Genomic DNA, 8,181 nt, shown 5'->3' on the forward strand with positions numbered 1-8,181 from the left:
AGATCTTATATATAAGGAAAAGTGAAAGGATTTATTTCTATAATTTTAAAACAATGTTTTAACTCTGCAATATTTTTTTTGCTGCGACTGAAATCCCCACTCAATTAATAAAAAATCAATTACCGAATCAATGCGTTCCTCTGCTCTAGGAGATATAATGAGATTATACTGACTCATTTCTCATACTTATTCATAAAAGAAGAAATACTACGACATTCTCCCCTCTTATACTGTTCTAATCCAATACGGATATCTTCTTTCACATAATCAGGTGTCTCTTAAAACTCAATCCATTTTCCTCTTTTTATTTCTATAAATTTTAAATAGAAATAAAGTATCAAACATCATACCCTCTAAAAGCAATATATCAACGATCTTCACAGACAGTTGATATATTTAGAATACATATCAGCATTTTGCCAATATGAGGGGACAGATCAGGAATATACCGCTGTATTTTTCCCAACCTGCAGAATGTAGGGGATTCATGTGTGTAGCATGAAGTTAGGGACCTACATATTTCGTTATATTATAGGCTAATAATCTTCAGAAGTTTATTTTTAGAAAGTGGCTAGTTGATCAACACAAATCAACGATCAATTTCATTTAATTGCCATTATCCTTTCAATAATGCCAATACAAACTGTGGTACTTTCCATGCCATCTTCTCTAATTTAGTCAGAGTAGGCCATAGACCGTGAGAGGAATACACTCTAATGTCCTCTCCCCACATTTTCTTACGCTTAGCACTATCAGTAGAAAGCCCTCCCATACGCATACGTACAACATACTCTTTCAAATAAGTAACAGAAAGTCCGCCCGTCATCAGATAACGCACCAGCAGTTCACTATCCGCAGCAATCTTATAACTTTCGTTATAAAGACCTAGTCTCATCATTACCTCGCGGCGAATATAACAAGTAGGATGTAATGGAAGCCAGCCATGACGTACCTTCCATAAACGATAATCACCGCCAATCCAGTTACGTACTACCTTGTCTGTATTATCAGGATTCACAAAAAGTCCATCACCATACAGAAAATCTGCTCGAGTAGTCTTCATGTGTTCCACAATGCGGCTTATGACCCCATTATCATAGAAGAAATCATCCGAATGTAGTAATCCGATTACATCACCTGTAGCCACACGAATTCCCTTATTAATGGCTTCATACATTCCATGATCAGGCTCCGAGATAATAGTTGATATACGATCTTCATATTCTCTAATAATCTCTAACGAACCATCTGTACTCGCCCCATCTACAACAATAAACTCTATGTTATTATAGTCCTGCGCCAAGACACTCTCTATAGCACCACGAATCGTCGCCACACGATTAAAGCATGACGTTATTATAGATACTTTCATAAGATTCTATTTTGAACTCGCTAATTATTGTCATCTCGGAAACCACTCCTGCAGTTTCTTCTCAATCAGTTTCTGTGCGTTTCCTTTCTCTATTTGCTTAAACTCAAAAGTTTTTGCCTGTTCCATTTTTGCAGCAAGCTCCCTTTCGTCAAATACCCCTAGCACACATCCCAAAGTATCCAATTTCCTAATTAATTGAAATTGGTCATGGATATGCTCTACCTTGTCATATCTTGGTATCACAACTATTCTTTTCCTCAATTCCATCGCTTCCGATATTGCTCCCCAGCCACCTTGAAGTATTAATATATCAGCTCTAGAAATATAACCCTTCATCTGCTCCTTTGTACAAAATTTAAAAGCTTTCGCATGTTTGTAGGGATAATCTGTATACCCAGTTTGTACTATCACCTCTTCCTTAGTTATAGCTGCCCATTCATCCACGGCTTTTGCCATACGATTGAAGGCTATGTTCATTGTACCTAAACTAGCAAAAATCATAAAACACCACAACAAATTGAATTAGGAAATAATTGCCGCATCTCTTCCCATTGGACCAAAAATAGATCACTATACCGTTCTATCCATACGGGAGTTTTAGAAGCATGTGTCACATCAGCAGCCGAATTAACAAATATTACTTTTGTCCCCAATAGTTTTTTTGCGAAAAAAACCGTAGGTACAGTCACACCAGCTCCTGTAGTAATGATTACATCTGGGCGTTTCACCAGCACCCAGAATATTGCTTGCAAACAGTTCACTATCAGTGTCCATTTCTTTGCTGGTTGAAAATTCACTAAAAATACATGTTCCTTGTCTGCCATAAAAGCTTTAGTTGATGTCGTTTTTAAGGTAAGCCAATAGCAATCCCATTGCTCGGGAATAGCACCGATAGCCAATTGTAGCTCACGTAAATGCCCGCCTGCCGAACAAGCTAAACAGATTTTAGGAGATTTATGCAACATAAGAGCCACCATAATAATGATTATTCACCATAAATATTTCTTTCTTTTATAAATCTTGCAGGATTACCTGCATAAATGCCAAAATCAGTAGTATTTTTGGTAAGTACTGCGCCAGCACCAACAACCGAATATCGACAAAGATGTAATCCTGGCAGAATTATGGCTCTTGCTCCAATAAACACATCATTGTCAATAACCACATCACCTACAACCAAAGGTAATTTATTATCAGATAAGTCATGGGATCCATTACAGATATAAGCATACTGTGCTATGGTTACTCTTTCTTTTATAATAACAGGTCCCAAATTATATATTTCGCTTCGAGTCGCTATACAAGACCTATCTCCTACGGTTAAAAGCCATGGGGCATATATACGGGCAGTAGGTGCAATAAAAGGATGACCACTAATATGTGCACCAAACAGTTTCAATAGAAATATATGCCACCGATAAAAAGGTTTTGGCAACCACCTTACAAAAAGTGTCCAAACCACTTCCCATATACGAATCATGATTGCTTCTTTCTTTGGCCATGGGCTAGAATACGCATCACGTTGGTTCTTATTTTTACGATAAAGCTCACTCACCACCTAATACTTTTTTAAAAATACTCATATACATATCAGACACTCTACTCACACTAAAACCTGCAGACTTTTTAATTGCTTTCGCTGACATTTCTGAATACATTTTTTCATCTGATAATAAGCGCATTAAACAATTAGCTAACAATTCATCACATCGTACATCAGTATGATCAAAGACCAATCCGTTCTCATTATCCACTATAAAGTCCTTAAAACAATCTAAATTCGAAACAATAGGAACCAATCCTAAGCCCATTGCCTCAAGAGGGGCTACACCGAATGTCTCACCTAATCCAGCTATAGAAGGATAGCAAAAAATATCACCTTTACGTATTTCTTTTGCCAACAAACTAGGTGAGAAAATAGGTTCCACCCATGTTATCCTGTATCCTCTTACTAAAGATTCTAAATAATCTACATAGTCTTCACCACTACCTCCGTCTTCTATTTTCGTTGCACCAATTATCCGTAATCCAACAGATATCCCCACCTCATGGAGTCTTGTCACTGCTTTTACTAATATATCCAATCCCTTTTCTTTATGTACTCTGCCAGAATAAACCACTTCCGGACTATCTGAAAGAGTTTTTACCATGTGTTCATTACAGAATATATGAGTATCAATCGGATTGGGTATGACACAAGCCCTAGATTTCATACTCGGACTCTGTTCTATTAATGCATTGTAAACTGCAGTTGACACACATGCCAAACTACTCATAGCAAAATACGCCCCCATCTGTTTCTTCGGAAATCGTGCCACATTATATAAAGCCCTACGATACTTCCATTTAAATAATAGACAAAGAATAGGGCTCCATATTGAATTAAGCACAAGCATATCACATTTAGGCATTTTACTTAATGCCTTTATTGAAAAAACAAAATCCAGAACAAAGTCCTTTACCCAAGATCCAGTTCTTTCATAGCCATGCAGAAGAAGATTATCATCCATAGAACTCTCTTTTAGTGGTTTCTTAGATATAAAGATGACTTGATGTCCCTTATTTCTCATATCTGTACCGATAGAGTACCATAATTTTTCCACTGCTCCAATAGCATATGGGGGTAGACAGCCAAAAGGCCCTGTTATTATATTTACTTTCATGTCAGCTCAATGATATTATGCAGCATCAAGCCGACTGATTATATAAAATAAGAGATAAGGGTTCACCCCCCCCCCCGCTAACATTTATTAACACTCTTTTCTTTATAAACTTTGCTGGATTTCCTCCAACCACAGTCCATGGTTCAACATCTTTAATCACCACTGCACGAGCAGCACATACAGCTCCCTGACCTACCGTGACCCCTTGAATAACAAAGGCTTCAGCACATACCCATGCCTGTTCTTCAATTACAATCGGAGCATCAATTTGATGATGATGTGGGTCCATAATATTATGCCCTGCAGTACAAAGAAAAGCCCGTTGACTTACCGTAGCATTACGCCCTATATGAATGGGCGCTGCATTATAACAGTCTACCCCATCGGCCAAACAAGCATAATCATCCATTATTAGCAGCCACGGTTGAAATACCCGAGCAGTAGCATACACAACAGCAGTAGACGCGATCTTAGCCCCAAAAGCACGAAGTAGCATACGTTTCCATCCCATCGCCATAGAGCGAGGAAATGGACGGGCAAAACAAGTCCAAACTACGCCCCATACTAAACGACGTAATTTATTACTCTTTGAATATGGAGTTTTAAACTCCATCAAATCTTTTGTCATATTATTGAGTTATACAATTCTACTATTTGCTTTGCAACAATATCACTTGCAAAGCGCTCCTTTACCAATTGACGACCTCGCAGGCCCATCAGTCTACGCTTCTCAATAGGAGTATGGACAAAATCAATTATGGCATAAGTTAATTCATCCACAGTTCTATCTATCCACCATCCACAGTTATACTTCTCAATCATCGACCAAGGGGCTCCCTTCGTAGTAATTACAGGTGTTCCACAGAGATACGATTCTGCTATCACAATGCCAAAATTCTCATTAAGAGTAGGAAGTACAAACACATCCGAAGAACAATAAGCATCCCACTTATCATCTCCGAACAATCCGCCTACAACATCTACCATATCTGATATATTTAATCGGATAGCCATTTCATTCAACTCTACTACAGTATAATCAGATTCAATACCTGCTATCACTATCTTCCACCCATTAAGTTGTTGCTTTATTTTAGCTACAGCTTCCATCAAAATGTCAATACCTTTATTCTTACGATAAAGTGCCAGGAAAAGTATTTGTTTCCGCTCTTCCCACGATTCTTTGCAACCAATACCATCAACGATTACCCCATTGGGGACAACAGCTACATTTGAATTATATCCCAATGCTAAAAGATTCTCTTTCTCTTTCTCTGCTGTTGCTACAAGTACATCACTTATCTTGATGCTGTGTTTCTGATATAGTAATAATGCAGGCAGTTTCTTTATCCAATAATTCTTCTTGATATCCCAAGGTTCAAGCATGCCATGCGGTGAAAGAGCAACCGGATACCCTTTCGCTTTAGCCCAAAACACAGTCCATGAACATTGTAACATCCAGCAACCATTAACATGTACTACATCAGGCTTTAAATTATCAAGCAAAGCGCAGAACTCATGCTTCATCTTTAGTGGATGCTTAATGCTGCTCTCTATATAATGCACTTTGCAATTAGTTAGTTGCAATTCATTATCACAGAGATGACATACAATATGCAACTCCACTAACTGTCCCAAATTATGTGATAATAACTGTAAATATGCACTTACCCCCCCACCTGATTTTCCAATAGAAGGAATATAGTGTACTACTTTCATAAACTTTCGATTATAAATTCTGCATAAAATAATGTGCCACAGCCTTACATGAAATATGATCTTTGCTCCACGCGATTCGCTCATTTACAGTTTTCCTTATCCAATCACGATTAGCAATACAAGTATCTATCACATTATTCAAACTTGAGGAGCTTTCCAAATTAAATACAATTCCTTGCTGTCTATCTTTTAGTAAATATGAAGCCCCGCAATGATTACTAGTAACCACATATAATCCCATTGTCAGCGCCTCGTTTACCACAGCCCCCCAGCCATCATGCTTAGAAGGTAAAACTAAGACATCATACTGTTGCATAATCTCTGAAATCCTATTCATAGGCTGCATACCATAAAGAATAACTTTCGCCTTAGCTTCTTTATTCATCGTTTCTATCAATGTACGTTTCTCACCATCACCCACTAAGCCTAGCTCCAGTTCGCTCTTCTGGCTTAATATACTAAACATTGCCACAACATTCTTTCTGTCCGAAAAACTACCAACATAAAGGACCTTAAGCTTTTCAGTTATAGGTACAGGCAAAGTCCGCTCTTTCCATTCCGTACAATATATAAAAGGCAATACTTTCCATCGTTTACTCCAAAATCTATAATAATTCACAAACTCATCTCCCATCACCAATAGATAGTTGAAATGTTTTACATATTTCCAATCCTTCAACGCAAACCTTAGGCTGTGTTGCCATAAAGGATAATGATAAAGTAAAGGAGGTTCTGTGATCACTCCACGTTTAAAAGGATAATTTAGTGAAAGTTTCATCCAAGACACAACCTCTGCAAAAGCATTAATACCTGAAAAGAAGCAATAGGTATCCTCACCTTTACATGACTCATATAACTTTTTCACCTGATCAACAGAAGAAGCAATAATAAACTCAACATTACTTACTTTAAGCAGGTTAGAAGCTTTCCATCCCATCAGCTTTCGATCATCGTAATCCACACGAGGAGCTATCACCACTACCCTATCAACATCTGTAAAAACTGACAGTTCTTCGATAAAAGGTATCTGATGCGGACTAATACAATTTTGGAAAAAAAATAAGTTCATTTCAATACAAGATTTTGCAAATAAAAAAGATCATAACAAATAAGCTATTAACACATGAACATCAACTGAATGAAGATAGAATGATATTAAATATTTTAAATAGATTCAACCCATCACAATCAATACAAAAGAACAATACACTGTAAACAAAAGTATCCAAAGAAAACATTTTCATGATTCAAAATTTAATTTGTACTTCTTCACCATATCCGGATAACATATTATATGAGAAATTAGAAGCCAAAATACAAAACCTATATAATAACCGACAGTTAATAAATACCCCTCAAAACAAGAATGCAAACACAGAAAAAGTAAAGAAATAACAAACAATTGTAACCTTCGATCATGTCTAATATATTTAAAAACTCGAGTTACTTTCTTTAGAATGAATAACATTATTATTGCACCTAGGGCACCTAATTGAAATAATATAGACAACCATCCGCTACCACTCTCCAATCGACCTTTATGAAGTACGCCTCTATACCAAGCCGTTGCAAATCCACTTCCAATAAGAGGAGATTCATTTAATTTTTCAAACCCCTCTCCAAAATGGGCAGAGCGAGAACCATATTTTTCACCTTTTCCCCCTTCAAACTTATTTTGTATTTGAGTTGAATGCTCAAGATATACAGGAATCGATATTGTTGCAAGAAATCCTATAACCAACAAATACAATATTATTTTTTTAACATTTCTTGCATTGTATACAATGTATAACACCATAGTTATCACGGATGCAAAAAGAGCAGTACGAGATGCAGCAACAACAGTGACATAAATAGACAGTAACAAAATAGACAACACAATACATCTGAAACATTTATTTTGTAACTGAAATAGACACCACAACAAAATAACATTAGCTAATCCTGCAATAGGAGCTAACCACATAGGATGATAATAAATAGCCGAAAAAGAGAGGTCAATATGTACCCCCTCCTGTGCAAAGGCATTTATGCCTTTTAGATAGCAATACATAGCTATCATTGATACAACAGGAAAAAATAATAAAATTACAGATAAAATTTTGCGTTCAAATAAGAAGACTTTTTTAGATACATAAAATGGTGCACAAATAAGCATCATCCCAGTAAACATAAGAATGCGATAATCGATATATAAATTTGAAAATACAGAAATATAGCAGGCTAAAAGAAATAAGATATTTAGTTTTGAATATTTAATGGTAAAGGTTCCATATCTAATTTTGTAAAATGCCACATACCCAAATGCAATGAGTAATGTATATATACCAGGAAAAATAATTGAATTTGAACAAATAAGAAAAAAAGCCATTAAGGAAGGAAAACAATATTCCTTAATATCACGATTAATTATTACCAAGCTAAGAC

General features: G+C 36.4%; 9 protein-coding genes. All 9 read right to left on the reverse strand.

Annotated elements, in window-relative coordinates:
- Nucleotides 1–616: 616 nt before the first annotated feature.
- Nucleotides 617–1,372 carry a glycosyltransferase family 2 protein gene (locus LPH68_RS24710; protein ID WP_008651635.1) on the reverse strand — a complete coding sequence of 252 codons (756 nt, stop codon included), beginning with the start codon at nucleotides 1,370–1,372 and terminating at the stop codon, nucleotides 617–619.
- 30 nt (nucleotides 1,373–1,402) lie between these two features.
- Nucleotides 1,403–1,828: a glycosyltransferase gene (locus LPH68_RS24715; RefSeq protein WP_229096967.1), complete on the reverse strand. Its 426-nt coding sequence runs from the start codon at nucleotides 1,826–1,828 to the stop codon at nucleotides 1,403–1,405.
- Between the two features lie 41 nt (nucleotides 1,829–1,869).
- Nucleotides 1,870–2,349 carry a hypothetical protein gene (locus LPH68_RS24720; protein ID WP_004313228.1) on the reverse strand — a complete coding sequence of 160 codons (480 nt, stop codon included), beginning with the start codon at nucleotides 2,347–2,349 and terminating at the stop codon, nucleotides 1,870–1,872.
- An 8-nt stretch (nucleotides 2,350–2,357) separates the two neighbouring features.
- On the reverse strand, nucleotides 2,358–2,927 hold the full coding sequence (locus tag LPH68_RS24725; protein ID WP_230297196.1) for a DapH/DapD/GlmU-related protein: 570 nt from the start codon (nucleotides 2,925–2,927) through the stop codon (nucleotides 2,358–2,360).
- Nucleotides 2,920–4,035: a glycosyltransferase family 4 protein gene (locus LPH68_RS24730; protein WP_074708516.1), complete on the reverse strand. Its 1,116-nt coding sequence runs from the start codon at nucleotides 4,033–4,035 to the stop codon at nucleotides 2,920–2,922. The genes LPH68_RS24725 and LPH68_RS24730 overlap by 8 nt, the downstream gene beginning before the upstream one ends.
- Nucleotides 4,036–4,060: 25 nt before the next feature.
- The gene (locus LPH68_RS24735; RefSeq protein ID WP_081354192.1) at nucleotides 4,061–4,648 is read right to left on the reverse strand and encodes a putative colanic acid biosynthesis acetyltransferase; all 588 of its coding nucleotides are present in this window, start codon (nucleotides 4,646–4,648) and stop codon (nucleotides 4,061–4,063) included.
- A gap of 11 nt (nucleotides 4,649–4,659) precedes the next feature.
- Nucleotides 4,660–5,754, reverse strand: coding sequence for a glycosyltransferase (locus LPH68_RS24740; RefSeq protein WP_074708514.1), 1,095 nt, complete (start codon nucleotides 5,752–5,754; stop codon nucleotides 4,660–4,662).
- 10 nt (nucleotides 5,755–5,764) lie between these two features.
- Nucleotides 5,765–6,823, reverse strand: coding sequence for a glycosyltransferase family 4 protein (locus LPH68_RS24745; protein WP_120080429.1), 1,059 nt, complete (start codon nucleotides 6,821–6,823; stop codon nucleotides 5,765–5,767).
- Between the two features lie 171 nt (nucleotides 6,824–6,994).
- A partial coding sequence (locus tag LPH68_RS24750; protein ID WP_230297197.1) for an O-antigen ligase occupies nucleotides 6,995–8,181 on the reverse strand: 1,187 nt, incomplete at its 5' end.

Origin of the sequence: Bacteroides sp. 1_1_30 (assembly GCF_020982715.1) — a bacterium.
Lineage (GTDB): Bacteria > Bacteroidota > Bacteroidia > Bacteroidales > Bacteroidaceae > Bacteroides > Bacteroides xylanisolvens.